The following is a 26,641-nucleotide window of genomic DNA, read 5'->3' as shown; positions in this document are numbered from 1 at the left end:
ATGCGGCTCAATCAAACCTTGCCACCCAACATTCCGAGTACTTCTTCGGTAGTCCATACGGCGTTCGCCATGAACCGGTAGTTGATTATCGCTGCCAGATAACCATCACCTTCAGGAAGTTTCGGTCCCGCCACTGCATCACGCACCACCGCCACTTCGAACCCCTGTTCGAGCAGCTCGCGCATGTGTGATTCAACACAGAGATTGGCCAGCATCCCCGTCAGAATGACCTGGTCAACGAGCTGCTTACGCAACTGGAGAGTCAAGTCGTTGACCTGTGGGCCGTAGAGCTTGTGAGGTGAGCAAACGAAGGTTTTACCGTCCTCAATATAGGGCTTGAACTCCGGCATGAAGTCGCTTCCCGAGTTGGCAAACCCCTCCAGATCGATGGCACTCTTGCGATCAAACAGTTTCATTGAGTGCTGCATGACTTCCACGGGAGCCTGGATTTTCCAGTTGTGATCAGTGGCCCAGTAGTAGTGCGGTGAAATCGCCACGGTGATACCTGCCGCTTTGGCGGCCTTGAACAAGCTCAATAGGTTCGGGACGAGATTCTGTTCCGTCACTGATTCCCCCGTCATTGGCCACGCAAGGCCCTTGGAACTCATGAAATCGATCTGCGGATCGATCACCACAAGAGCTGCCCGGGAAAGATCCAGCTTCATAGTCGATTTCGGCAGCGCTGGATTTTTCGGAGCGGCGTATTTCTCAAGTCCTGCGGGTGCAGCTTTTTCGGCGCCGAATGCAGGCATTGCGCCTGCTGCCACGGTTGCAACAGCACCCATTACAAATGAGCGCCTACCGATGGGATAGAATTTCTCAGACATGATTTCTCTCCAGTCAGTTATGACCTTTAACTGCGTAGAAATGCCAATAGATCCTTGTTGAGTTGTTCTCTATGGGTTTCCGTCAATCCGTGGGGCGCCCCTGGATAGACCATCAGGGTTGCATTAGGAACAAGCTTTTTCGAGGCTCGGCCGGCGGCATCGATCGGCACGATCTGGTCATCGTCGCCATGGACGATCAGGGTCGGTTTATCGAATTTTTTTAGATCTTGGGTGAAGTCAGTTTCCGAAAAAGCCTTTATGGAATCGAAGGTGTTTTTAAACCCGCCCACCATTCCCTGACGCCACCAGGAATCGATCATCCCCTGGGAGGTTTTGGCCCCTGGGCGGTTGAAACCATAGAATGGGCCCGCTGGAATGTCCCTGAACAACTGCGAGCGGTCGGCGATCATCCCTGCACGAATGCCGTCGAATACATCAATAGGTAAACCGCCTGGATTCGCAGCAGTTTTCAACATCAGCGGGGGTACGGCAGATATCAGACAAATTTTCGCCACTCGCGATGTGCCGTGCCTGCCCACATAACGAGCCACTTCGCCGCCGCCAGTGGAGAAACCCATAATTGTGGCGTTTTTCAGATCCAGGGTATTGATCACCGTGGCCAAGTCATCGGCATAGTGATCCATGTCATTTCCGTCCCAAGGTTGGCTGGAGCGACCATGTCCCCGGCGATCATGAGCAATCACCCGGAATCCCTGATTTGCCAGAAAAAACGCTTGACCATCCCAACTATCGGAATCGAGAGGCCAGCCGTGACTGAGGGTTACTACCGGCCCAGTTTTTGGGCCCCAATCCTTGTAGTAAAGAATCACACCGTCGCGGGTGGTGATCGTGTTGGATGTGACGTTGTGCGATTTTGCCGGTTCAGCCGTTTGTGCTTGAGCGGACGTTGGCAACACGGTGGTAATGGCTGCGCCTAGGCCGATTAGCACTAGGCTACGGCGCGTCGCCTCGTCATGGGAAAGCGGAGATTGGTCTGTCATTTTTCAACTCCGTGGGCTGGCAACGAGATCAGTGACACCTGATCATGTTATTAGCGGGAGAAGGGAAAACTATGAGCGTCCGAAGACGTGGCAACGAGTAAAGAGATGTTAAACGGTGTTATGAAATGCAAAGCACCAAACTGGGTCCACGCACCAAAATGGGTATGGTTGGACTGAGTAGACTGCCGAAGGTTATTCCGGCGGATTGATGTGCGACACGAAAAACAAACTGGACTCCAGTCGCAGAAAAACGTTTTTACACAACCTCAATCGAGGATGTGTAAAAACGTCAAAGAGGGATTTTGAATGTCAGATCCAAGCTTATCGAAGGGTGACGTTCCGTCGTTGCGCAGGGCAAAGTTTCTTAGATCAGCCTACAAACTATTGCGGTGGTGTGGCCTTGAAGCTGGGCAGTTCCTGAATTCGTGCCCACCAGTCTGCGAAGCCTTTGGTGGCAAATATTTCATCTGCGTCCGGCGTCATCGATAAGTAAGCACATGCCGGTGCCAGGTACAGGTCGCCGATGCTCAATGCGGGCCCACCCACAAACGGATCGTTGCCTTTGATCTTCATCAACTCGCTGAGCACCAGTTTCGATTTCTCGATGCCTTGAAGGCGAGAGGCGTCGTTCTGCCCGCCAATGAAGTCGGGGAACAGGTAATAACCGAAGACGGAGGCCATCGAACCATAACCATAGGAATCATAGATCGCCTGGGCCATGTGGCTCCTGGCGCGGTCCCGAGCAGTTTTGGGCGTCAATGAAGTCCCAGGCAGGACCTCATCCAGATAGCTCATGATCGCGCTTGTTTCGATCACCCTGAAATCGTCGTGATCGATGACCGGCACTTTCCCGAACGCATTCCGTGCGAGGTGTTCCGGATGATGCGGTTCACCTTTCATCACGTTAACCTGTAACTGATTGAATTCCGCTCCTTTTTCCTTCAGCAGCATTTTCACCGTACGAACGTATGGACTGCCGTCAAAACCGTAGAGAGTAAGGCTCATGACGCTTGCTCCAACATAGATGGACGTTATCGAGCCCCTGGCTTGTAAGCAGTGTTGCGATGCCAGAGGAACCGAGTCTGTAACACATCAAACGAGCTTGTCGGTATACGGGAGCAACGGCGGCATGAAAGCCGCGAGGGAGGTCAACGTCAATTTGACGGTGCTGTAACCGATGTTGGTGGTGACGTACACCTAGGCAAGCCCATTCAATGTAGACCAATCCAATGACGAGTGAACGGAGTGTTCACGGCCCTATTTATCGACATACGCTCTCCCCTGCTCCGCTCAAACCAAATCGAATTTCAAGCAAAAGCGCGAGGCTGATTCCGTTTGTTCTTCTGTACGAGCTTACCCAAAACCCGAATGGCAATTGCCGAAAACATGATGCTAAACGGCAATACATACCAAGCGCTCAGGGGGATGCGTTTGAAGTTGGAGTAAGCAAAAACTGCTGCTAGCACCCACATGCCGGTGAGGTGCAAGGCCTTCCAGGTCTTGCGACCAATCAGACGGGTGGTGGTCTTGAAGGACGTAATTGTCATCCACAGGATAAACAAATAGCCAAGGGTGCCAGGGATGTTGGTGATAGTGCTTCGACCGGGCCAGAACTCGGTGTTCAGCTGGCCGTACTTGTAGATCAATACCGCATGCAGCAGGTGAGAGAACGCGAATGCCAGACCAATGAAACGACGCTCGCGCACGAGCGCTTTGGAAAACGGGGACGGCACCAAAACAGCGAATGCAGAGGCGGTAAAAGCCACAAGAAACAGAGCAAACGAGGTGCGCGCGGTGGCGCGGATTGCGCTACGTAGACCTTCAACTAAATCTGGATTCAGCACCAGTATCAACGCCGTCATCACCAATATCAGCAAACACAGCAGACCGAACAGCGACCAGCCTTCGTAACGAGGTAATTGGACTTTCATAACAACGCTCTTGAAAAAAGTATTTGGATTGGCCGTCTGCTGTCATCTGCCAGAGACAGGTGTACGCAGGGTCACAAATTCTTCTGCCGAGGTCGGGTGCACACCGATGGTTTCATCGAACAGGCGCTTGGTCGCACCCGCTTTCAACGCGATGGCCAGCCCTTGGATGATGTCTCCGGCGTCGGGACCCACCATGTGCGCGCCCAAGACCCGATCAGTAACAGCATCCACCACCAGCTTCATCAACGTCTGCTCAGACGAATCCGTGAGGGTCAGTTTCATCGGCTTGAATCGGCTTTCGAAAACGGTCACATTGTGGCCATCCTCCAGCGCCTGTTCCTCAGTCAGCCCAACGGTTCCGATGTTGGGCTGGCTGAACACAGCAGTGGGAATGTGGCGGTAATCTACTGGACGATATTCTTCAGGTTTGAACAATCGACGAGCGACCGCCATGCCTTCCGCCGTGGCGACAGGGGTCAGTTGCACTCGGCCGATCACATCACCCAACGCCAGAATCGATGGCTCGCGGGTTTCGAAGTTGTCGTTGACGTCGATGTAACCCTTGTCATTGAGTTCGACGCGGGTATTTTCCAGGCCCAGATTGTCGAGCATTGGCCGGCGGCCAGTGGCGTAGAAAATGCTGTCGGTCTCCAGTTGACGACCGTCGTTGAGCGTCGCCAGTAGACTGCCGTCCGCCTGTTTGTCGATCTGCACGATATCGGTGTTGAACTGCAATTGCAGACCGCGTTTGGTCAGCTCTTGCACAAGGTGCGTACGAACCGATTTATCGAATCCGCGCAGGAACAGATCACCGCGATACAGCAGGCTGGTGTCGGCACCCAGGCCATTGAAGATGCCGGCGAATTCGACGGCGATGTAACCGCCGCCCACCACCAGTACTCGCTTGGGCAGTTGCTCCAGAAAGAATGCTTCATTCGATGTGATGGCATGCTCGCGACCTGGAATATCCGGAATTTGTGGCCAGCCGCCTGTTGCAATCAAAATGCGTTCGGCGCTGAAACGCTGTCCATTGATTTCCACATGATGCGCGTCGGTCAGTCGTGCATGACCTTCGAGTAACGTTACGCCGCTGTTGATCAGCAGTTTGCGATAAATACCATTGAGTCGTTCGATCTCACGGTTCTTGTTGGAGATCAATTTTTCCCAGTCGAATTGAGCCTTGCCGGCCGTCCAGCCAAAGCCCTCGGCCTGTTCGAAGTCGTCGGCAAAATGCGATCCGTAGACCAGCAGTTTCTTCGGTACGCAACCGACATTAACGCATGTACCACCGAGGTAGCGACTCTCGGCAACCGCCACTTTCGCGCCGAACCCTGCGGCAAAACGCGCTGCACGGACACCGCCGGAACCTGCACCAATCACAAATAAATCAAAGTCGTAGGTCATCTCAATTCTCTGCAAGGTCGCACAACACATGGGCGCCGAATGTCGTTATAGGGGAGAAAAACGAAGCTTCAATGCACGCAAAATCGGGGCGCATAGTTTCAGGACCGACACCTTGTTCTGATGCGTGCTGGATCTGTGCGTGACATGAGCCGCTCTAGATTCGCTAGCCAGCGCTCCCATCAATTGGGGCAGCAAAAAGCCGCCTTCGTATTCGGTAACAGCCATGGCTGGAGTATCTAACCAAGGGTTACCGTCGTAGGAATGAGCGACATCAATCATGTGGGGACTCCCTGGATGGACACTGCATTAACCCGAAATGGGTCAATTGCTTCTGGGTTCAGTCTCACCATCTATTGGCAATTAGAGAACAAGCAGGGATGTCATGACTTAATTGTGCTGAGTGAAATAATCCAGCGAGGCGCTGCTTGGAACATACTGATCAGGCGCGGCATCAGCGTCTTAGGCGAGGTCATTGATAGCGTCAAAATTCCACTTCTCCAAAACATCCCTTGGTTCAAGTGCACCGTTGGTTAAGCGAAGACATCGCAATGTACTGAAATGCATCTGGTGTCCTTTGAGATGCATGAAGTTAAAATGGAGAATCTTCTGGACACATAGCCAACAGTGTCCTTGGAAAAATCAGCTCTCTGCCGAGCTACGGATAAACCCGATCGGTCCCCTTCCCGGCCGTCCACACCATGGTGAAACCGCTTCATGTCTCTTGCGCTCGAACGTCTAGTCGCTGGCACGCCAATCCCTTTCGCGGGTAATCGTGTCTCTGTGGTCAGCCCCGAACTGGCGGCACGCTTCCAGCCCGGAGACCACCTGCTGGTGGAACAGGTCAGCGGCGAGTTGTTGTTGATTCCGGTGGCAGATCAGCAAGCGGCGGCCGTGGCGATCGAGCGTGCCGAAGTGGCGTTCAGCGCCCTGTCGGCGGTCTCGGATCAGGCGATCAGCGCGTTCTTCGATCTGTTTGCCCAACGCCTGGACACGCCGCAATGCTGGGCGTTGATCGCGGCGGCCAACCTTGCCGATATCGAGCGAGCCAAGGTCCGCGGGCGTTCCACCACGCGACTGCTGGCCGATGAGCGCATGCGCCGTGACATGATCGCCGGCCTCAGGGCCTGGCGTGATGCGTCGGCCACGCGCGGCAAAGTGGTCAGTTGCGTCGAGCATGACGGCTGGAAAGTCGAGCAGGTGGTCTCGCCGTTGGGCATCGTCGCTTTCGTCTTCGAAGGCCGGCCGAATGTCTTCGCCGATGCCGCCGGGGTGTTGCGCACGGGTAATACCGCAGTGCTGCGCATTGGCAGCGATGCCTTGGGCACGGCGCAAGCCATCGTCACTCACGCGTTGAATCCGGCACTGAGCGACGCCGGGTTGCCGGCCGGTGCGGTGTCGCTGGTGGAAAGTGTCAATCACGCCGCTGGTTGGGCGATGTTCGCTGACCGGCGCCTGTCGCTGGCCGTGGCCCGTGGTTCGGGACGTGCCGTCAGTCAGTTGGGCAGCATCGCACAACAGGCCGGCACCGCCGTCAGCCTGCACGGCACCGGCGGTGCCTGGCTGATCGCCGATACCGGGGCCGATGCCACGCGCTTCGCCAGTGTGGTGAGCAACTCCCTCGACCGTAAAGTCTGCAACACCCTCAATGTCTGCCTGATCCACCGCGACCGCGCTGCTGAACTGGTGCCGCTGTTTCTCGACGCGCTGCAACAGGCCGGCAAGGCACGGGGTCAGGGATGCAAGTTGCACGTCGTCGAGGGCAGCGAACAGTACCTTCCCGCGGATTGGCAAAGTGCAACCGTCGAGGTCTATCGCGCCGAAGGCTACCGCACCGAAGCACTGGCCGAATCCTTACCTGTAGATCAGTTGGGCCGGGAATGGGAGTGGGAAGAAACCCCGGAAGTGAGCCTGAAAATCGTCGACGACCTGGACTGCGCCATCGCCTTGTTCAACCGCTACAGCCCTCAGTTCACTGTGTCATTGATCAGCGAAGACGCAGCGGCCCATGAGCGTTTCTACAATGCGGTCAACGCGCCTTTTGTCGGCAACGGCATTACCCGTTGGGTCGATGGCCAGTACGCCCTCAACAAGCCGGAACTGGGCCTATCGAACTGGGAGAGCGGGCGCCTCTTTGCGCGTAGCGCGATTCTCTCGGGCGATGGTGTGTTCACCATTCGCAGCCGCATGACTCAGACCGATTTGTCGGTCAAACGTTAAGGCATAGACAGCATTTAGCGCACGCCTTGGTATCACCAGGGCGTGCGTTTTTCGTTACTGCTTGATCAGGAACTGGCGGGTAAGGGCAGCGACCTCATCCAGTCGGGTATCCATCACAAAATGTCCTCCGTCGAGGATAGCTATCTGTGCGTCGGGCAAGTCTCGATTGAATGCCTCAGCACCTACGACAGTGAAGGCTAGGTCATGCTTGCCTCAGATCACCAGTGTGGGTAGGTGATGTTCACGAAGCCATTGCTGCCAACTCGGGTAGGCTTCTAGGTTCGTGCGATAGTCATAAATCAACGCCATCTGAATCGCACCTTCACCAGGGCGATTGAGGAACGCTACTTCGTCTTGCCATAGATCAGGGTTATACGCCGAGACGTCCGGATCACTCCCGATGTGGCGCTGCCGGGTTACGTCAACGGACAGATGCGCCGCCTGGAACTTGGCCTCATACGCGTTACGGTCGGCCCAGTAGGCCTTACGGCTCTCCCACATCTTGCCCAGACCGTCGGCGTAGACGTTGCCATTCTGGAACACCATGGAAGTCACCGCCTGCGGTCTCGCCATCGCCAGCCGCATACCGACTGGAGCACCGTAATCCTGCATGAACAGACTGTATTTCTTGAGCCCGACGGTATCGGTGAAGTGTTCGATCAACGTTGCGAGGTGATCAAACGTATAGACAAACTGATCCGGTGTAGGCGCATCGCTATTGCCAAATCCTGGGTAGTCCGGTGCGATCAAGTGAAAGCGGTCGCCTAATTGCCGCATCAGTCCGTCATACATGCGTGATGAGCTGGGTACTCCATGTAGTAACAGCACTGCCGGGGCGTTGACGTCGCCGATTTCTCGATAGGCGATATTCACGCCATCGACCATCACTTGGCGATACATCATTTTCGGCATTTCCGCTTGAGCATGGCCGAAGCCAAACATCAACGGCAATGCTAGCAGCGTCAGGTATTTGAATAGGGACATCACCGGTACTCCATCGTGCAGAGCTGCTCTGCTGAGAGGTTCAAGTCAGAGCGCTGTCTCCGCGCACGTAAATACTCGACACATCGGCGATAGAGCGGAATGACTACCAATGACAATGCGGTATTTCACCGGATGAAAGAGTGGTGCTCAATAACGAAATCGGAATCACAGATGGAAGCCATAAACCTGGACACCTTCGCGCAAGCGGTCGATGGCGTTATTGGTCATTTCTGGGTTTTAGTCGCTGGCTAATGCGAGCAATTTTTCACTTGGCCGCCCTACCCCAAGATGTGGGCTACAGGACGGCACTATCCGGCCTTGTATCAAGTGACGATCAAAACGCGACGTTCGCGGAGTAATTGCCGAGCGGAGTCCGCCATCACCGGAAGAGCGCCCGCCAGCATCAACACGTCTTTGAGTACCAGGCGACCGCCACCGGACAGGTAGGGAAACCCATGTTGAGCGTCGCCGAGAGCACCCACCCAGGCTTCGGGCGTGGTGATCAGAAAGCTCAGGGTCACCAGTGGCGTGCCGAAGGCCAATGCACCACCGAGCAGCCCAGTGCGTCGTGAGATAGGGTTGGACAGCACCAACAAACCAATCAGGAGTTCGACAACACCCAGCCCGGTCGAGAACCCGTACGTGTTGTTGGCTGTCTGCCATGCGCGCTTCTCGACGTTCAGTTCACCTTCATGGGTCAGGTGAGCCTTGTACTCTTGCGGGTGTTCATAGAAGAACGACATGAACGGGCTGTTAGCGACAAACGGTGTGATGCTATCCGCCTCGTAGGGTACGAATTTGAGCGCTCCGATCCACAGGAACACAACGCCGATTGCCAGTCGCATGAGCGATGCGCCAAAGGTATCCAGTTTGCTGATTAATCTTAACCAGGCAGTAAATGAAGTGAGCATGAGACTTCTCCAGAAGATTGAATGTGGAGGTAGTCTGCGGTGTTAGCGAACGGTGCTTTTGTTCGTCATGCTCAAGTTGTTGCTTGATCGTCTCAAGGTGTCCTAGACATTTTGATGGCGTAAAAAAGCCTCGACACTTTGCAGTGACGAGGCTCCAAGTGAACGCATGTGATACTAGTTTTTCAACGTGTCATACGCTTCAAGCGTGCGCAACGAATAGATGTATGCAGCGCCCGCGTTCATCGAGATAGCGGTCGCCAGCGTCGCAGCCACCTCTTCGCGGCTCGCGCCAGCCTTGACCGCAGCGTTCGTGTGAGCAGCGATACACCCGTCGCAGCGAGTAGTGACGGCAACGGCGATCGAGATCAGCTCGCGTGTCTTGACATCCAGTACATTGTTTTCGGCAGCGGCTTCACCGAGGGCCATGTAAGCCTTGACCATTGTGGGATTGCTCTTGCCCAGTGCGCCGAAGGCTTTCTGGATGGTGGGCAACAATTCGGACCAGTTACTGAACATTGCATTAACTCCTGAGCGGGTTGGTGTACTGTTTCAACACGCTCAGTTTTCCCCTGTGGCGAGATTCGGGTTTGTTCAATCCGCTCAGTTTTTTCTGCGAAGCTCTCAAATGAATTCAATCGATAAACTCATCAGCTTGGCTAACGTTCGAGGCAGCCTGGATCTGCGTTGTCAGTTTCAAGGGGATTGGGCTCGAGATCACGAGCAGGAGGTCTTGGGAAAAGCGCCCTATCACATTGTGTTGGAGGGAGCGTGCCGAGTGGAGTTTCCGGATGGCCAGCGCCTCCCCATGCGCGCCGGTGACATATTGCTGCTACCTCGGGGCGCACCACATGTCATGAATAGTCTTGGGAAAACTGTTCAGCCAACATCACCAAAACTCGTCTCTGGTGGGGTTTTGCCGACATACCGCATTGGGAGTGTCAGCACAGATCTGGACATGCTGTGCGGTGGCTTTCACTACAATCGGGCTTCGATGTTGTTTGCAGCTCTACCTGAGTATCTGGTGATTCCCAGTGGAGCCTTACCGGACAATGGTCCATTAGCGGCGTTGGTCGAGATGTTGCGCGGTGAAGCAGATGGCGACCAGGTGGGCGCTCGATTTTTGCTGGATGCGTTGTCTCAAGCGTTGTTCACTTTGATTCTGCGCGCACACCTAGCAAGTCACGGTCAAGACAGCGGCACGCTTGCATTACTCAGTGATAAACGTTTGCGTCGCGCCTGGCAGGCGATGTTGGCTGACCCTGCTTACGAATGGACAATAGAGGGCCTGGCCGAGACTGCGAGTATGTCTCGTGCAACCTTTATGCGGGCTTTTGTTAAGGTGGCTGGCGTATCGCCGTGGGTGTTGCTTACGCAGGTCCGAATGGAGTTGGCCTTCAGCCTACTGAGTCACTCGCACTTGGGATTGAACGATATTGCAGCCCAGGTTGGGTATCAATCGCAGGCCGCGTTCAGCAAGAAATTCAAGGAGATTTATGGTGAGGCGCCGGGACGGGTGCGGCGTGGAATTTAGTTTCTCCGACATTTCCATTTGCCGGAGAACAATGCGCTCGATAGGACGGATCAGCCTCGAGCGGCTTGCGACACGGCAAACGTATCCTCGAGCATCTTGAAACTACTGATCAGCCCATTGCTGATTTCCAGCACAAGCACAAATGATGTTTCAATGAGTTTGCCCGTGGCGTTGACCCGTGATGCAAGCGCACCCAGGATCATTGCGCGATGTTCATTCGCCAAAATATCCTGAACAGTGAAGCTCTCGCTGGTGAGCAGAGTCGCAGTGTCCCTTACGAAATTAACAATTGCTTCTTTGCCCTGCTGCTTGCCGAGCCAAGGTAGCGCTCCCACGTCACCCGCAATTTCCCAATTCGCATTTTCAGCGAATAGGAGCGCTAATGCCTCAGCGTCGCCACTGCCCAGTTTCTGCAAAAAGTCCTGTGCGAATTCGAAATTGGCTTGCCCGTTCATCGTCAGTAAATCTCTGGTCGTTTTGAAGGATTAGATAGTGTTGGCGTCGAAGCAGAGGTTAGATCACTGGACACAGATAATCTCAGCGACATGCACCAGCAGCCTTAAAAACACTACTGCGATCACTGCTAAAGCTAAGCGCCACCCCGGTGGTGATTAGCCTTGCAATGGTAACCATATGAGCCTTTTTTGGTCGCGGCAGGGATGGCAGTCACCTGCCCCACCCGCACAGATCGGTACGTGCAGACCTACCGCATACGGCTCCTGCCGCAAGTGCGTGAAGCGAAGCGATCCTGATGGTACGGGTGCGCACTCTTTGGGCTCGGTATGTAGTGATCTGTCAGCCACCCGAAGCGAGACCATTGCAGCCGATTTCGCTAGCTGCGTTGCCCGAGATCCTGACGCCGGTGTCGGCGTATGGCTTCCTGAAACCACTCAACAGCTTCAAGTTTCCTGGCACTGCGAGGTAGTTGAAGTAAGCACTCACCGCCCGATTAAGCCATTGGGCGCCAATAACACGCGCAGGATCGGCAGCCATTGTCAGTCGTTTTTTTTGAAACTCAAATACGTTGCAAAACCGACCTTCGGATCGCCCTTCAACTGGCCATTGCGAGCCGTTTTTCATGACTCCGCTCTCGGCTCCCTCTACAACCACTGTATTTCCCAGTGCGATGTAGTTGTAGTGCTCTACCTCGTGCTTTAGGCCGCCGAGATCCCCCATCAAACCCTGAATAAATGCAACAATCTCATTTTTCCCAATACGCGTTCCAAACTTGGGAAAATACAGCTGAACATCGTCACTAAAAAGGTCCAATATTGTCAGATCGCCAGCATCACCTTTAATAAAATAAAGCTTGGCGACATCTATCATTGCTGCGTTTGGTCTTCGTTATTCATTTGAATGCTCAACCGCTGCCGCGACCCAATTTGGTGTCCATTTCAAATCAATCTTGTTGTTAATAGATTGACCAGTACTGGGAAAGCTCACACTTTCCCAATACGTTCCGGATCAAATTTGGGCGATGCCGCCGTCGACAAATACTTCACTGCCGTTCACGAAGCTTGAATCATCAGAGGCCAGGAATACTGCTACCTTTGCGACTTCATCTGGATCGCCAACGCGGCCCATTGGAATCAATGAAGCAAAGTGATCCAGCAGACCTTGCTGCTGTGCCGCGTCTGGGCCTGCCAATTCTACGAGGCCTGGCGTCTTGATCGGACCAGGGCTAAGAGTATTCACGCGAATTTCCTGACCTTTCAAGTCGAGGATCCAGTTACGGGCGAAGGACCTTACGGCTGCTTTCGAAGCGGCGTAAACACTGAAATCTGGGGTGCCAACACTACCCGCAGTAGAGCCAGTGAGAATCACGGAAGCTCCCTTGGACAGCAGTGGCAGCGCCTTTTGGACCGTAAAAAGAACGCCTTTGGTATTTCGGCCGAAGGTGTCGTCGAAATGCTCTTCAGTGACATCTTTCAGATTGCTCATTTCACCGCCGCCGGCGTTCACAAACAAAACGTCAACACGACCGTGTTGTGCTTTCACCTGTTCGTACAACGCGTCCAATTGATCCAGCTTGGAAGAGTCGGCCTGAACGCCGGTTGCATTGCCGACAGCTAAAACAGCAGCATCAAGCTCAGCTTTGCGCCGACCGGTGATGTAAACATGAGCACCTTCCTTAGCGAAACGAATAGCGGTTGCCAATCCAAGGCCGCTGGTTCCGCCGGTGACGACGGCGATTTTACCTTCAAGTTTGCGTGACATTTGACGTTCCTCAGGTTGGCGCCGGAAAGCGCATGACCAAAGAATATCGACGAACCCTACCTTTCGAAATAGAATTGATTGCAAACCATCATTGCAGAACTGTCGATGTCAAAGATGCCGGATTTTGAAGGATTAGCGATGTTTGCAAAGGTAGCTGAGGAGCGTTCCTTTGCGGCGGCTGCGAGGGTGATGGGTGTCTCCGTCGCGACGGTTTCACGAGGAGTTGGACGCTTGGAAGAAAGGCTTGGTGCCCGTCTTTTAAATCGGACCTCCCGACAGCTCGCACTCACAGAGTTCGGACGCAACATAGCGGAAAGCGCTAGTCGCCTGTACCGAGAGGCTGAAGAAACAGAGGGGTTCGCACGCGAACTTTCGTCACAACCTAGAGGGCTCGTACGGTTGGCAATACCGATGACTTACGGCGTCCGCTGGGTGGCCCCAATCCTACCGGCATTTCTTCTCGCTTATCCCGAAGTGTCAGTCGATCTCCACTTGTCCGACGCGTCAGTCGACCTCATTGGGGAAGGCTTCGATGCTGCGATGCGGATCGCCATACTTCCCGATTCGTCGCTAGTGGCACGACGAATTAGCCGAGTAGCTCGCTATCTTGTGGCGTCTCCTGGATACCTCAAACAGCATGGTCATCCAAAACACCCGCATGAACTCGTCGGTCGAAACTGCCTGGGATACGCCTATCGAGCCCAGAGTGACGTCTGGCGTTTACTCAATAAATCAGGAGATGAGGTCAGCGTTTCGGCCACTGGCTCACTTCGTGTCACGAACGTGGAAGCCCTGATCCCTGCCGTACTTGCAGGAATTGCCATTGCTGAACTTCCGGAATTCGTAGCCAGTGAGTATCTTCGCGACGGAAGACTTCAAGTGGTACTGCCAGAGTGGAGCATGCAGGAAGGAGGCCTGTATTTTGTGACGCCGACTGCTCGCACCCGGCCAGCCAAAGTGGATGTGCTCGCGGATTTTCTCATAGCCGAATTATCTGATCCGGCGTGGCGCATGAATAATCGCTCTTAGGCTCCCGGGTGGGTAAGCATAAACTTGGCAAATGTCGGCCGTTGGGAAGCGGCCTGTACATCGGTGATTTGGCTGAGGTTACTGATGACGGATATTCGATGGTGAAGCTAGCAGCGAAGAGGTTCGTTGAAGGCTTCAAACGGTCGCCGGTTTGAACTCGCGCTGTTTGATGATGGAGACACGTGAGCTAAATCGCTTTACGAACTCGACCCGGCGCCTCCCCGTAGATTTCCTTAAATTTCTTGCTAAACGCCGCTTGAGACTGATACCCAACCTGCTCGGCGATGTCGATTAGACCGAGGTGTGATCGGCTTAGCAGACTGAATGCCAGCTCCATCCGAATCTGGGTTAAGAGCACCCATGGAGATGTCCGGCAACCTTCGCGAATGCACGCATGAAGGTTGCTCGTGACATCGTGGCCGCTTCTGCTAAGGCTTCAATGGTCCAATCGCGCCCCGGATCCTCCAGCGTATTCTGCCAAGCTCGGCCTAAACGCTTATCTGCGAGCAGCGCCAATGTGCCGCTAGTCTGCCGGTGCGTTGCTATGGACGAGGTTGGCGTTGAGGTTGTGGGTCAACGCGACATTGGCGATCGAGGTGTCAGGCTGCGCGCATTCGGCGATGACCTGGGCCTTGAAGGACTTTGAATAGGAACGGCGTTCTTGTGACATAGGCGTCCGCTTAAAAAGGCTAAAAATGGTGTCCACTTAAATTTAGGTGGACACCATCGCCTCAAGCGACGGTGTCAGGAAGGTGTGTTGCCCGGACGGTTACCACCCACTGAGCGATTTAGCAAAACCGCTGCATCGACCATTTGGATCTCGATGCTCAAATTGAATAAAGCGCTTAGACGCTCTGAGCCAAAGCCCCCCCAAAGTCTTAGTATCGCAGTGACCACATCAGTTATTTTATGGTCACCACGATGAATCAATCAGACCCTATGCACTCAGGATTCGCGCTATGCGTTCACGCGCCGCGCCTGTGAGACGTTTGACGCCTAGTAATCTGGCAACCTCAAGGGCTCGGTCCCCTGCATCGATAATGCTCGCTGCGATGCGCAACTCCTCGGCCGCAATCTCCTCGATAGAACGCGCGTCACCGGCAGATGCCGGAACACGGTATGTCGACCATTCCATCACATCGCCCTCGGCGTGCCAGACGAATACTTCCTCAAATCCCGCCAGCTGAACGTGATGGTGCTGTTCGGCCAACTCCAACACTCTGTCTCGAATAAGCCGCCCTGATCGTTGGAAGCCGTGCGCGCGAGCGATACGCTGGACTAAGAGTGCGTCGAGAATTGGGGCTTCCTGGCGCAGTACCTCTTGAATGATCTGACGGAGCACCGGGTTGTAAGCAGGCAAGTGGAACTGCTCGGCTTGGATCATGTGCGCAAGTGTAGAAAGATCAGCGACGCGATATTCCCCCCTCTGCCCCAGAGAAATAGGTGGATCGCTGTGAGCGCGAGCTATGCGAACGTCAGCAATCTCCGCCGGCAATTTACTCACGGAGCTAATAGACGCTTCTGGCAACTCATCACTAATGCCGGAGTCGGTTGAGAAATCGATAACGATTGGAGCGGCCGATGGTTCCTCGGTCACTTGACTACCAACTGCCTCTACTCGGGATTGAGCCAGAAGGTCGTTCAAAGCTATGTGCAGCTTCTGCAAGGCCCCTTCCTTATCTACCCACCATTCTGTGGACCAAAGTCGCACCAGGTTCCATCCCAAACCACTGAGAATCGCTCCTCTGACTTTATCCCGATCCCGAGCAGTTGCGGCACTGTGGTAAGTAGCGCCATCACATTCGACACCAGCCAAGTAGTCGCCCGGACGATCAGGGTGAACAATTCCCAGATCGATACGGAAACGCGACACGCCGATCTGCGGGACTACTTGCCAACCAAGACGACGCAGCCCTTGCGCGACAGCTTCTTCAAACGGTGAGTCATAACCGCCCACCGAGCCCTGGATTGCCTCAGCAAGTGCCCTTGGACCGCGCTGGGCGAACTCGATGAAGTGCTTCAAATCCCGGACTGCGCGAGCATTGGTCCGGTTCAGATCGATCATCGACGGGTCGAACGATGTGAATACCAACATTTCTCGTCGTGACCGTGTGATGGCAACGTTTAACCTGCGCCATCCGCCGTCTTTGTTGAGAGGTCCGAAGTTCATCGACATAACCTGCGCACCTGGCTCGGTTGGGCCATACCCTATCCCGAGCATTATCAGATCCCGCTCATCTCCCTGGACCGTTTCCAGGTTTTTGACGACAACCGGTTCGGTTTGGGTGTCCTGAAAGAAAGGCTCGATTTGTGGGTATTGCTTACGCGCAGTGTCCAACAAATCGTTGATCAGCTTTTGCTGATCAGAGTTGAGCGTGATGATCCCGATGGAATGACCCGCCGCGACGAACGCGGGATCGGTAAGACGCTTGACGGTCTCGCTAACAATCGCTTCAGCTTCAGCCTGGTTATAGCGCCCTTTTCCTTTCGCATACACGCCTTCAACCCTGCGCCACTCGACCGCACTGGCACGGGTTTCTGCCGCAGGAAAGGTGATCAGATTGCTGTCGTAGTAGCGATGGTTGGAGAACGCAATCAGGCTTTCATGACGACTACGGTAGTGCCAACTCAAACTGTGGCTCGGCACCCCTGCTCCCAAGCACTCGTCAAGGATGCTCTCCATGTCCTCGGCTGTGTCGTCGTCACCAGCATTCGGACCACGGCTGAAAAAGTTTGTAGGTGGCATCTGACGCGGGTCACCGGCGATGACCACTTGCTTACCCCGGGCTATCGAACCGATTGCATCCCATGGGGCGATTTGCGATGCCTCATCGAAGATAACCAAGTCGAATGGAGGCTGATCGGCAGGCAAGAACTGTGCAATCGACAACGGGCTCATGAGCATGCAGGGCGCTAGACGATTTAGCGCATCTCCCATCTCAATCGCCAACTGCCGGACTGGTTTGTGTCTGCGAGATTTCTGCAATTCATGCTTGAGAATGGCAAAGCCGCTGCTTTTAGGAATGTCATTCTTTGACGGGATCAGGCCACAAAGTTTCGCCCGAATGTAACGCACCGTCAGTTTCGCCAATTCATCGTCCAATCGAACGAAAGCTCGGATGTCACTCATGTGCTCGGCAGCAACAAAATTCCTCAGAAGCGGCTCGCTGTCGATGCCGTTTGTTGCAAACCAATGGGCATAGGCTGTGACGAAAGTTTCCTCACTTGCAGACGGAATCAGACTTCCTGCTTCCAGTGCTTGGGCGAGGCTCGCCAGTCCGGCTTCACCAGCCTGCTCCCGCACCCGACACCAATCGCACCAAGCTTTAAGTTGTTCTTCCTGCTGCTGTATAGAAAGTGAAGTAGCCCGCAAGGCTGCAACGCTTGGATGCACGTCTGCGTCCCTTGCAGCCAATCCAGCGAATAGCCGAGCTGCTTGGTCATAGCTGGACAAAGCCAGCTGCAATGCCGACAACGCTGCGCTGATTTGACCACCCGGCGCCAACATTTCATTCGCATCGATGACCAGACGCGCGACTGCGCCGCGCAATGAAACCAAGTGGTCGGGCGACTCGGCCAACCCACTTATCAGTCCGCGCAGAGTTTCGGCGAGTGTAATAGCTCGCAGTGTACGGGCGGTGTCGCTGGTCAGACCTTGCCAGCCAGGGATTGCCTGAATGTCACTTGCGAGTGTGTCCAGCTCCACTAGCTGCGAATGAAGGTGCTCGAAAATCGCGAGGTCACCCAGCGCATCCGGAATGCCAGCTGCACCACCTATCGAGGCTAGTTTCTTCGCTACCTTTTTCTTCGCGAAAGTAGCCAAAAACCAAAACTTGCCCTCAGCCTCTCGCCATTCGCTGTGCATTGCCTCAAAGGGGATGCGACGGCAAGCTTCATCGGCATAATCCAATGACAGGCTTTCCTCAAGCTCCCGATAGCTCTCGATCAACTGGCAAGCACGTCGGGCTGATTCAATCCGCGTGACAGCATCGGGTGCAAACGCGAATGAAAGGTTCTGGCCATAGGATTCCAAGACCAGACTTGATAAATCGTGAAGCTGCTGTACCTGAATAACTTCAGTCACGGGCAACGACAAGTGCGTGAGACCAAGAAGCCTCTCACTAGCAGCGTTTAGCGCGTCAAGGGCATGTGACAACTCACGGGAGGCGCTAGCAATTTGTCCCTGCCAGGCGTTCGACCATTGAGTCTGCGCCAGAGCACCGAACTTACCTGACAAGTCGCGCGCGGCAACACCGTTAAGCCCAAGCCGACGCGCGAGATCGAGCAACTGGCCATACTCGGCAGCATCGTGTTCCTTGCTTGGTGGCCAAGCCAGTTTCGGCGTCTGAGGGCTGTGATCACGAACGACACGACCAATCGCCTGATGCAGAGAGAGACCGTTGCTCCATCGTCGATGCAAGACATCGACCAACTGGTTAAGTCGAGCCCGCAGCGTTTGCAGCCGAGCGGCCTCACGTTCCCAATCCTCGGCGCTCAATGCGTCGCTCACATCCCAAGCGCGATCCAGCTGCTTGAGCACTTCAACTTTGGACGCTTTGCTTGAATGCAGCTCCAGGCAAAACTCGCCAAGCCCCTTCTCTGCCAAGCGACGATAAACCACATCGAGGGCTGCCCGTTTCTCTGCTACGAACAGCACGCGACGCCCCAGCGCGAGATTGTGCGCAATCATGTTGGCAATGGTCTGCGACTTACCGGTTCCTGGAGGCCCGTCCATTACGAAGCTATGAGTGCTGGCAGATGCGACCACAGCTGATAACTGCGAAGAGTCAGCCGGTAATGGGGCAAAAAGCTGAGCAGGCGTTACTGATGAGTCCAGACGCTCGGGCCTAGGAAACTCGTCTGAGCCAGAGAAGCCTTCGCCTGCTTCGCTAGGTTCCAACAAGTGCTTAACCAAAGGGCTTCGCAGTAGCTGCGCCGCATTGGCGTTCAGATCCTTCCACATTAAATATTTGGCAAATGAGAAGGTGCCCAAAACTAGTTCGGTGCACACCTCAAATCCAAGTACATCGCGTACAGCTCGCCGCACCATATTCCAGATGCCCGTTACGTCGATGCCGCTTTCATCGCTTGGTAATTCGCCATCGAGCCCGGGTATCACCAACTCAAAATCATGTCGTAGTAATTCGAGCAGAGTCAGGTTGAAACGCGGCTCCTCGTCGAGCAAGGTCAGCGTAACTCCGGACAATGCACTTTTGCGCTCAAGCTTCACCGGCAGCAATATCAGTGGCGCGGAGTAGGTCTTCGGGTCTTCTGCGCTTTTCTTCCATTTTAGAAAGCCAATGGCCAAAAACAGGGTGTTAGCCCCGCCCTCCTCCAAATCGCTGCGCGCCTTTCGGAACAGCTCAATCAAAGTTGCTTCAAGCTTGGCCTTCTCCAGGCAGGCTAGCACTTCACCCCGAGCAAGTGCTTGACGGGCGACTTCGTCGACCAGACTTTCATTATTCTGCTGCTCGTATACGGCTACATCACGGCCACTGCTGTTCAGGTCAGGTACTGACACCACACGGATGCGCTGGCCACTGGAAAGAAGGTCTTCAAGAGCTGCTGGATCCGGGCAGAGAAGACGCACGCCTTTCGCGCTGTCTGGCAAATGCAGCAGTCGGTTGCGAGTAGTCAGATCAAGAAGTTTGCGTTGCCACAGCGTTAATTTGCCGGCAGGACCTTCAGTACTCTCGTTGATTTCGACATCGAAACCAGGGAGTGCGGGGGCCTCCTCCAAACCTTCAGCCGCGGGAGGAGCATCATCAGCAACATCGGATACATTCACCGCTGACACGAGCGCCATTGGGCGGATCTTCTGCATCCGAGCACGGTGCAAATCGATAGCCATGATGAACTGCTCATCATCGAGTTGCCGCTCAGCAGCCGAAACGGCTTGGGAAAAACTAGGCGCTGGCGCCTGCGTAGCAAGGGTGGTTTCGAAAACCACCATTTCCTTGAGATCCAGACGCTTGCGTACTGCCGATGCCTCATCGGTCAACAGCTGGGAAAACTCTTGAGGCTGCAACCAAACGCCCGCAAAAGCGTGCCCCTTTGTCATGATAAGCAGGGCATTCAATCCTGCCTGCTCCAAAGCCGCAGCGAACAACAAAGCCGTATCCAGACAGGTCGCCACGCCGTTTTCCAGCACTACGCTTGGCGGCCTAATCTTTTGGCCCTGTTGCTCAAAACTGGCTGGTGGCAAGGCATAGCTCAACTGAAAGCTGCACACCCCTGACCAAATGGCAGAGGCAAGCTCCCAAGTGCGCGTGCGTGATTTGCTTTCGTAGCCATCAATGCCGTCTTTCTTCCCTGCGCGTCGCAAGACTTGCGAAGCAGCTTTGAGCACTCGGTCTACCGCGGGATCATTGGGCATACAGAAAGCCGCCAGCAACTCAGGCATGGCACTCAATCCACCCCATTCAGTACGAGCGAGTAGCTCGGTGGGAAAGCGTTGCTCGACTAACAGGTTGTCGCCTTGGGACAAGCGCATTACCACATCGGCGCTCAAGCTCTCACTCAGCCCGGATAGATAGCGAGCGTTGAGCTTGATGTCGCGCTCAGAGATGCTGAGGCGATCACCCGCATGAATACGGTCAATGTGCCAAGTTCGGCTTTCAACAAAATCCGGGTCGGTACTTAAAGTCAGTACCAGATTTTCAAGATTTGTTTCTTCCTGACTCCATATGCTCAATTCTCGTACGAGTGGAATGGCATTCTGGTGGGAAGCGAAGCCGATCTTACGAGCGATCAATGCCTCAATCTTGATGTTCATTTACGGGCTCCTGAAGCTGCGAGCGCTCGCCTCATAAAGAGGCAGCTAAAAAAACCCCTATAGTCCATGACAAATCACTAGTTGGGAATTTCTTTATCTCAGATCCAGACATGTTGATCAGACAAAAGTGTGCGAGCGACTGCTGTAACCGCCGCGCTTTCGCGGTTGCGCTGGCATCGTGATATCGGTAAATCTATCCGTTTGTCAGCATGAATACGGAAAATGAAATGGCCATTCGGCTCCCAAACTCAACCAAAGACGAGTTCGCCCAACTACAGCCGGGTGATATCTTGACGGTTGCCATATACAAACAAGACAAACCTGGGTTTGCGGTGAGGGCCCATACCGGAGGGTTCTATATGCTGAGCGCTCGCGGCGGCAGCTTCAAAGAGTGCCCTTTTTTAGGCATGCGCTTGGCGACTATGCGTATGGTTAGGCCACTCGCGTCATCTGCCGATGATCTTTTGAAGGAGCTTCCGGAGGTGCTGGAAATCTTGGATGTCGAACAGGTGCATTCAAAGGGGCTAGTTCGCTGCTGGCTCGCTGCTCGCGGGTAACCAAGGAAAATGATGGCCCTCCAGCCCGTCCAGCGGGCTTCAACAATAGATGAGGGTCGGTTTTGACCCTGGGATCCATCCAAGGAAACTCCAAAAATGGAAATCAATCAGCTCGAAAAGATCATTGCGTCTGCCAATGGTGCAATTGCTGAAAGGCGACGTCTCGCGGAAATCAAAGAGTGCAATGGGTCCGCAACAAAAATCGGGTCGGCTAAAAATTCGCAATCACTTGCAGAAGCCCATGAGTCAGACCTATTGCAGTTGATCCACGGAAGCCGGACAGTTGTCGACAGCGCACAGCTAAAGCGACTGCTTAGGGACGTTGAACGGCTGAACTTCTGGCAGACGCATGACTGGTATGCGGGGGAGCGCACTCTAGAAGGTGAATGGAGATTTTTTGATGCCGATGGTAATTCCTGCAAGGGCGCGAGCCTGCGCGAAGCACTGGACCAGCTCAAGGTCCTCCAGCCAGATTTGCGCGGTCAGATAAGTGACGACGATGCCTGGGAAGGTTGAGCTTTAGGATCAGGAGCCCCCGCTTTACTCCTGCCCCGTTCTTCGGGGCTTTGGCAGTACCAGGGCGCGAGTTTCGCGCTCGTGAAACGGTAGGAAGGATTATGGCAGAACGTTACCAAGCAACATGGAAAGAACTGATTGCAGAGATTGGCACTGCCTCAACAAAACTTGAGCTGCGCGCCCGGCTTGGTAGAGCCGAAGGGTACGCACGAGCATTGCTCGAAACTGAGACTGTTGAGGCCGCCGAGTACCGCGCTTCGGTTACTGAATCCTCAAAAGCTGCCGTGGAACGCAACACTGAGCTTTCTGCCAATAGCAGGTAGGAAATCTGCTGCGCCAGCGGTCGGTGCTGAATGGGCTTACGTATGCGATCTGTGGCCGAGCAACCAAGGCACAGAGCATGGCAACGTTACCTAAGGACAACCCACACATGGTACTTGGCAAACACATAGGCGCGGCCCCCGCTGGTAGCGCTGGTTGAAAAGTGCCTCAAGTACAACACTAGGCCCGACCACCTTCGAGCACTTCAGGAGATGTACTGATATGGAAATCGCTCTAGTAGATGGCGTCCGAGCCCTACCTTCGCCTGGCATACAAGGGACCTGCCAAGCGTGCGGCGCGCCTATGACTGCCAAATGCGGAGAACAGAAGGTCTGGCATTGGGCGCATAAAGGACGACGCGTATGCGATCCATGGTGGGAGAACGAGGGCGAATGGCACCGTGCGTGGAAGCGATCCTTTCCTGAGGAGTGTCATGAAGTCGTGCAGCATGACATCACAGGCGAGAAACACATCGCTGACGTCAAGTTGCCCAACAGCCTCGTGATCGAGCTTCAACATTCCGCTATGTCACCCGAAGAAATGCGTAGTCGAGAGGCTTTTTACGGCAACATGGTTTGGATCGTAGATGCAGCACCGTTCAGAAAAAATCTACACATCTTTTACCCCCTCCCGGACCCAGCAGAGCCTTTCGCCGCGGACCTTTCATTCATATCCCCTCTCCCGGAGTGGCGCAACCACCAACGTCGAAATGACACAGGCTATGGTCCACTGATGTTCTTCCGGCGCTCGGAACGAGTGGAAGGCATAAACATGCAACAACTCCACTTCGGACCAGAAATCGGCGATCACTTTCCAGCGACTTACCGAGGGCATCATATGTACCTCTGGATGAGGCCCCGCGAGGTTTGGTATCAAACCTCTAAGCCTACCTACCTAGATTTAGGCAATGACATCTTGGCCTTGCTTGCTCCCTACGGGCCCTGGAAAGACACCATCATGTGCTTGCAGCTCATTGCTAAGCAGGACCTAATCGCGGATTTCCTAAGCCAGTAAGCAACGAAAATTTGGAGTGTGGCGGGCAGTACTCAGCGCGGGCCAAGCCCTCCAACTACCACAGCATGGACAGAGTGAACTCAGCAGCAGCTCTAGCTATGATGCGTTGCTTTGCGATAGCAAGCTAGCGAGCGCTCAAATGCTGCTTCCCCTAAACACTATCAAGCTGGTGATTCGCCCGCTCAACAACCAGATCGATGCCTGTGTGAACAACGTGAAAGTTCGGCAACGTCGAACAGAGAACGATTTTTGATTGGCCTCGGTAGCTAAACCAAAACTAGCAATTGCGAACTCAAGGAAATATAGATGGTAAATAATCATCGAAGAAAATTTGGTATTACAGAACGTTATTGGACGAGCCTCAGTGAAGATCAAAAAATAAAGTGGAAGCTGCTCAGCCGAACCCTAACCTTTTTAGGCGCCTTAGCGGTTACAAAAACGGGAATCAATTATATCGACTGGGTAATTGCTGCGTGCATCGCAACATTTTCTTTCTTACTAATTGAGAGTCAGCGCTCTTATACACGCTATAGTATTGGCATGCGAAAAAAGCTGACACGAATTTCGATAGCATCGGGTGTCGCGTGTATATTTTTTGTTGGAATTATTTACTTTTCTCAAGCCGCGGTGTTCTCCCTGGCCAGCACGTTCACATCCATGCCACCACCTCATTCTGACGATAAATATCACGAACTAAGGAGCGCCTTTCAACTTTTAATATACTTCTGCGCCGGCATATATGGGATTGTCAAAGCTTTCCGAAAGTTGAATATCATAGAATTGATTTACCGTCTGCCTCGCCAACAGATGATAAAATTGCTTATTCACAAAGAATATGAATTGGAAGGGTTTTACGGATTCATTTGTTTCGAGATTGGCGTGATATTGGCGGCAATTTGCTACTCATCCGTCGCGGCGACGCTCATAGGTGGCGTGTTAGAAATCATAAATATAACAATTAGAACAATATATAACTAATCATATAACCAATAATCTCAGAGTGAGTTCTAGATGCTCAAAACTTTCTTTGATCATCGGACAGCATTGCCTCGCTGCTAAAACATTAACATAAGGCGATCGCCGCAAAATAAAAAAGCACCACTCCATTGGTGCAAAACCAGAACAACTAGCAGTTACCAATCACCGTTGCATATGCTTTGCAGTGACTCTTACGAAATTTATAATGCTTAAGCCGAAGAAGGACACCAGCGCAATTACATAGGAAGAAATTATCTGCTGATTCTGCGCCAACTCCTTGAAGCTCGGGCAAAGAAAACCTAGGAGTTTAGTGAAGGCTAGTAGAAGAAACACCCACAGAACCGCCCAAAACATAGCACCTATACCAATTGAGCAAGCTCTGAACTGCGACGGATCTTCTATTATACTTAATTGTGTTGCGGATGAACTAATGAGGAGCGCTAGGGCCAGCAAATGTAACGGGATAGATATCCCGGCAGAAACTATTATTAGTTTCAGATCGGACAAGTCAGTCAGAAGCGTCGGACTGAACAAATAAATCATTATTAAACCGGGCGACATGAAGGCAACAAAAAGTAAAACCCCAAGAGCAAATCTAACGACAAGGGTTTTATCGCTCAAAAAACTGTTCACATCGAAATTTATTTTCATGAATACTGAGAGTATCTCTTTCCAAAAGTAGGCGCGAGAACGACATTTTCTTACTTGCAGTGTCGACCGCTATTTTCTTTGATAAAAGTTTTGGTCGATATGCTCACCCGTGGTTCGAAGCTACCAACAGAACGGCGACATCGCCAACCAATTACAATGTCCGAGGTATCGCCGAAGCAAATCGCCATAAGTTACCGGGCACTCTTACGCCGTGCCATGAATTCACAAAGATTTCGCACTACAGAATCTGCGGAGCAATCGTCCTTGACCTCAGAAGCTTGAACCCGGCGCACCTCTACACCTTCGTATGTAAGGGGAATCAGTCGCTGATCTGCCTGGGCCGGAGTCTCATGATGGTAGGTATCGCCGTCGACCTCAATCACGAAGGTTAATCCTTGGTAGACCACTACAAAGTCAGGTTCTAACCGATGATATTTTTTTCCATGGCGAACGAATACGGGTAGCGGCGCGACAGCTATTTTCGCCCTGCATAACGCCTTGAACAAAGTGATCTCGGCCTGCGACCTGAAAAGCAGGCCCTGGTGCTCCTTTGACGCAATATTGTCGCTCCGTACTCGACCTTGATTGGTAACACCTTCGCCTTGAACAAATCTCATGGCGTCTTCACGCCATCCATCTGAAGCTTCCCCCACCATCGGCGAAATCACTACATGGCTCAATGCATCGTTGGGTGTTGCAGAGTAGAAGGGGCTTATGACAGTACTAATTGATTCCCTCACTAACTCACGATCTTGCTCTGTCATTGCGAAGAAAATTTGTACATTTAAGCTGATGGTCAGTGCCCAGTAATTTATACCCATGTCGCTATCATCGGGCTCAAGTGCACATTGCCCTGCGACCAAAACGGCGATTGCTCTTGCATCTCCTCGTATTTTCAACGCTTGGACTGCGGATGAAACGAGGTCTTCTACAGCAAATGGTCCCCACATCTACACATTGCCTCTGTTGAGCCAGCAGCTACTGGAGCGGAAAGAACCATCTCAAACTCGACGACATCTACTGATGTCTGAAAGGATCGATGCCATAACCTACATCGTATCAGAGCAACGGACGCATAGCTGAATGCTTGAAGAGAAGAAGCCATAGCACTTCTCTGCCTCGCCCACTTACACGATTGCCGAGTTCCTAATGCAGATCACGCTAGGTTGCGCGATCGGCAGATCCGAGTTGATTGGTGCTTCGCGGCATTCAGCAGTCGGGCGAAAACAGGCATTTCAAATTTCCGCGAAGCTCTAAAGCAGTCACCTGCGCTGGACGCTACACCAAGCCATGATTTTCTGAGTTATGATGCTAGAATGCCATCTTTACCACCTTCATCTCAAGGAAGATAAATGGACCTCGCCTATTTACTAAGAATGAAATTCGGGACGTCTCCACACGAACCTACACCCCAACAAATCCAGTCGATTTCTTTAGAGGTTAAGCAACTGCACCGCGCTGGTGCCTCCCTTGATCTAGCCAAATGGCACGAACTGGTAAAAAAGCACTGCCCCTCAACGGGAAGGTGGGCTTACAGAGGTCTCGACAACAGTGACCTCCAAGCGCTTCTCGCATTGGCCTTGCAGGCGACGGAATCTAGGGCGTTATGACTTACGAAAAACTGAAGCAGGAGATTGAGGCAGCATCTGGAGTCCGGGAATGGAACCCAACGCCGAGTGACCTTGGTCGTATAGCAAGCGCGCTTACGGCTCTCAAGAGCAGAAAAGCAATAGTCACTCGATCCGATGTCGCTATGATTGTGAGCCGGCAATTCCCT

At 53.4% G+C, this 26,641-nt stretch carries 22 protein-coding genes and 1 pseudogene; 7 read left to right on the top strand and 16 right to left on the bottom strand.

The annotated features are described in order from the left end of the window. Positions 1–11 precede the first annotated feature (11 nt). From EAH74_RS12105 to EAH74_RS12080, 6 genes are all read right to left on the bottom strand, one after another. Positions 12–752, bottom strand: coding sequence for a cysteine hydrolase (locus EAH74_RS12105; protein WP_205012909.1), 741 nt, complete (start codon positions 750–752; stop codon positions 12–14). Positions 753–853: 101 nt separating this feature from the next. Further along, on the bottom strand, positions 854–1,828 hold the full coding sequence (locus EAH74_RS12100) for an alpha/beta fold hydrolase (RefSeq protein WP_140678604.1): 975 nt from the start codon (positions 1,826–1,828) through the stop codon (positions 854–856). Positions 1,829–2,209: 381 nt separating this feature from the next. Next, a complete protein-coding gene (locus tag EAH74_RS12095) occupies positions 2,210–2,833 on the bottom strand; it encodes a glutathione S-transferase family protein (RefSeq protein ID WP_140678602.1) in 624 nt (207 codons plus the stop codon). 302 nt (positions 2,834–3,135) lie between these two features. Then, the gene (locus tag EAH74_RS12090) at positions 3,136–3,759 is read right to left on the bottom strand and encodes a ferric reductase-like transmembrane domain-containing protein (protein WP_140678600.1); all 624 of its coding nucleotides are present in this window, start codon (positions 3,757–3,759) and stop codon (positions 3,136–3,138) included. Positions 3,760–3,801: 42 nt separating this feature from the next. Then, the gene (gene gorA / locus EAH74_RS12085) at positions 3,802–5,163 is read right to left on the bottom strand and encodes a glutathione-disulfide reductase (protein WP_140678598.1); all 1,362 of its coding nucleotides are present in this window, start codon (positions 5,161–5,163) and stop codon (positions 3,802–3,804) included. Between the two features lie 45 nt (positions 5,164–5,208). Continuing rightward, on the bottom strand, positions 5,209–5,442 hold the full coding sequence (locus EAH74_RS12080) for a hypothetical protein (protein WP_140678596.1): 234 nt from the start codon (positions 5,440–5,442) through the stop codon (positions 5,209–5,211). A 435-nt stretch (positions 5,443–5,877) separates the two neighbouring features. On the opposite strand from EAH74_RS12080, the gene EAH74_RS12075 reads away from it, so the two are divergent. After that, a complete protein-coding gene (locus EAH74_RS12075) occupies positions 5,878–7,380 on the top strand; it encodes an aldehyde dehydrogenase family protein (RefSeq protein WP_140678593.1) in 1,503 nt (500 codons plus the stop codon). Positions 7,381–7,593: 213 nt separating this feature from the next. Here the strand turns inward: EAH74_RS12075 and EAH74_RS12070 are convergent, their stop codons facing one another. From EAH74_RS12070 to EAH74_RS12060, 3 genes are all read right to left on the bottom strand, one after another. Further along, positions 7,594–8,364, bottom strand: a complete 771-nt coding sequence (locus tag EAH74_RS12070) for an alpha/beta fold hydrolase (RefSeq protein ID WP_205012907.1) — start codon at positions 8,362–8,364, stop codon at positions 7,594–7,596. Between the two features lie 323 nt (positions 8,365–8,687). Then, positions 8,688–9,275, bottom strand: a complete 588-nt coding sequence (rclC, locus tag EAH74_RS12065) for a reactive chlorine resistance membrane protein RclC (RefSeq protein WP_140678591.1) — start codon at positions 9,273–9,275, stop codon at positions 8,688–8,690. A 174-nt stretch (positions 9,276–9,449) separates the two neighbouring features. After that, positions 9,450–9,791 (bottom strand): carboxymuconolactone decarboxylase family protein, encoded by a 342-nt coding sequence (locus tag EAH74_RS12060; RefSeq protein ID WP_140678589.1) that lies wholly within the window; start codon positions 9,789–9,791, stop codon positions 9,450–9,452. A 109-nt stretch (positions 9,792–9,900) separates the two neighbouring features. Here EAH74_RS12060 and EAH74_RS12055 point away from each other — a divergent pair, with 109 nt between their 5' ends. Then, a complete protein-coding gene (locus EAH74_RS12055) occupies positions 9,901–10,806 on the top strand; it encodes an AraC family transcriptional regulator (RefSeq protein WP_140678587.1) in 906 nt (301 codons plus the stop codon). Between the two features lie 50 nt (positions 10,807–10,856). Here EAH74_RS12055 and EAH74_RS12050 read toward each other — a convergent pair whose 3' ends face one another. The 3 genes from EAH74_RS12050 to EAH74_RS12040 form a co-directional block, all read right to left on the bottom strand. Beyond that, positions 10,857–11,261: a nuclear transport factor 2 family protein gene (locus EAH74_RS12050; protein ID WP_140678585.1), complete on the bottom strand. Its 405-nt coding sequence runs from the start codon at positions 11,259–11,261 to the stop codon at positions 10,857–10,859. A 340-nt stretch (positions 11,262–11,601) separates the two neighbouring features. After that, positions 11,602–12,132, bottom strand: coding sequence for a nuclear transport factor 2 family protein (locus EAH74_RS12045; protein ID WP_140678583.1), 531 nt, complete (start codon positions 12,130–12,132; stop codon positions 11,602–11,604). 138 nt (positions 12,133–12,270) lie between these two features. Continuing rightward, positions 12,271–13,023: an SDR family NAD(P)-dependent oxidoreductase gene (locus EAH74_RS12040; RefSeq protein WP_140678581.1), complete on the bottom strand. Its 753-nt coding sequence runs from the start codon at positions 13,021–13,023 to the stop codon at positions 12,271–12,273. A 105-nt stretch (positions 13,024–13,128) separates the two neighbouring features. On the opposite strand from EAH74_RS12040, the gene EAH74_RS12035 reads away from it, so the two are divergent. Then, positions 13,129–14,052 (top strand): LysR family transcriptional regulator, encoded by a 924-nt coding sequence (locus tag EAH74_RS12035; protein ID WP_140678759.1) that lies wholly within the window; start codon positions 13,129–13,131, stop codon positions 14,050–14,052. A gap of 187 nt (positions 14,053–14,239) precedes the next feature. Here EAH74_RS12035 and EAH74_RS12030 read toward each other — a convergent pair. The 3 genes and pseudogenes from EAH74_RS12030 to EAH74_RS12020 form a co-directional block, all read right to left on the bottom strand. Beyond that, positions 14,240–14,583, bottom strand: a pseudogene (locus EAH74_RS12030) (helix-turn-helix transcriptional regulator); the annotation flags it as partial. Then, positions 14,576–14,722 (bottom strand): transposase, encoded by a 147-nt coding sequence (locus EAH74_RS12025; protein ID WP_240050497.1) that lies wholly within the window; start codon positions 14,720–14,722, stop codon positions 14,576–14,578. The pseudogene EAH74_RS12030 and the gene EAH74_RS12025, both read right to left, overlap by 8 nt. Positions 14,723–14,989: 267 nt before the next feature. After that, entirely contained in the window at positions 14,990–20,827 is a 5,838-nt protein-coding gene (locus EAH74_RS12020) for a DUF3320 domain-containing protein (RefSeq protein WP_140678577.1), read from the bottom strand. Positions 20,828–21,480: 653 nt separating this feature from the next. Between EAH74_RS12020 and EAH74_RS12015 the strand changes: the two genes are divergently transcribed. The 4 genes from EAH74_RS12015 (at position 21,481) to EAH74_RS12000 (ending at position 24,213) form a co-directional block, all read left to right on the top strand. Beyond that, positions 21,481–21,900, top strand: a complete 420-nt coding sequence (locus EAH74_RS12015) for a hypothetical protein (RefSeq protein ID WP_140678575.1) — start codon at positions 21,481–21,483, stop codon at positions 21,898–21,900. A gap of 101 nt (positions 21,901–22,001) precedes the next feature. After that, on the top strand, positions 22,002–22,223 hold the full coding sequence (locus EAH74_RS12010; RefSeq protein ID WP_140678573.1) for a hypothetical protein: 222 nt from the start codon (positions 22,002–22,004) through the stop codon (positions 22,221–22,223). A 220-nt stretch (positions 22,224–22,443) separates the two neighbouring features. After that, positions 22,444–23,235 carry a competence protein CoiA gene (locus EAH74_RS33855; RefSeq protein WP_140678571.1) on the top strand — a complete coding sequence of 264 codons (792 nt, stop codon included), beginning with the start codon at positions 22,444–22,446 and terminating at the stop codon, positions 23,233–23,235. Positions 23,236–23,541: 306 nt separating this feature from the next. Beyond that, positions 23,542–24,213 (top strand): hypothetical protein, encoded by a 672-nt coding sequence (locus tag EAH74_RS12000; RefSeq protein ID WP_140678569.1) that lies wholly within the window; start codon positions 23,542–23,544, stop codon positions 24,211–24,213. An 842-nt stretch (positions 24,214–25,055) separates the two neighbouring features. Here the strand turns inward: EAH74_RS12000 and EAH74_RS11995 are convergent. Continuing rightward, the gene (locus tag EAH74_RS11995; protein WP_140678567.1) at positions 25,056–25,814 is read right to left on the bottom strand and encodes a hypothetical protein; all 759 of its coding nucleotides are present in this window, start codon (positions 25,812–25,814) and stop codon (positions 25,056–25,058) included. Positions 25,815–26,641 lie beyond the last annotated feature (827 nt).

This window comes from Pseudomonas mandelii (genome assembly GCF_006438925.1).
GTDB classification, from domain to species: Bacteria; Pseudomonadota; Gammaproteobacteria; order Pseudomonadales; family Pseudomonadaceae; genus Aquipseudomonas; species Aquipseudomonas mandelii_C.
Note: the sequence above shows the minus strand (reverse complement) of the source record. Positions and strands in the feature narration are given on the sequence as shown.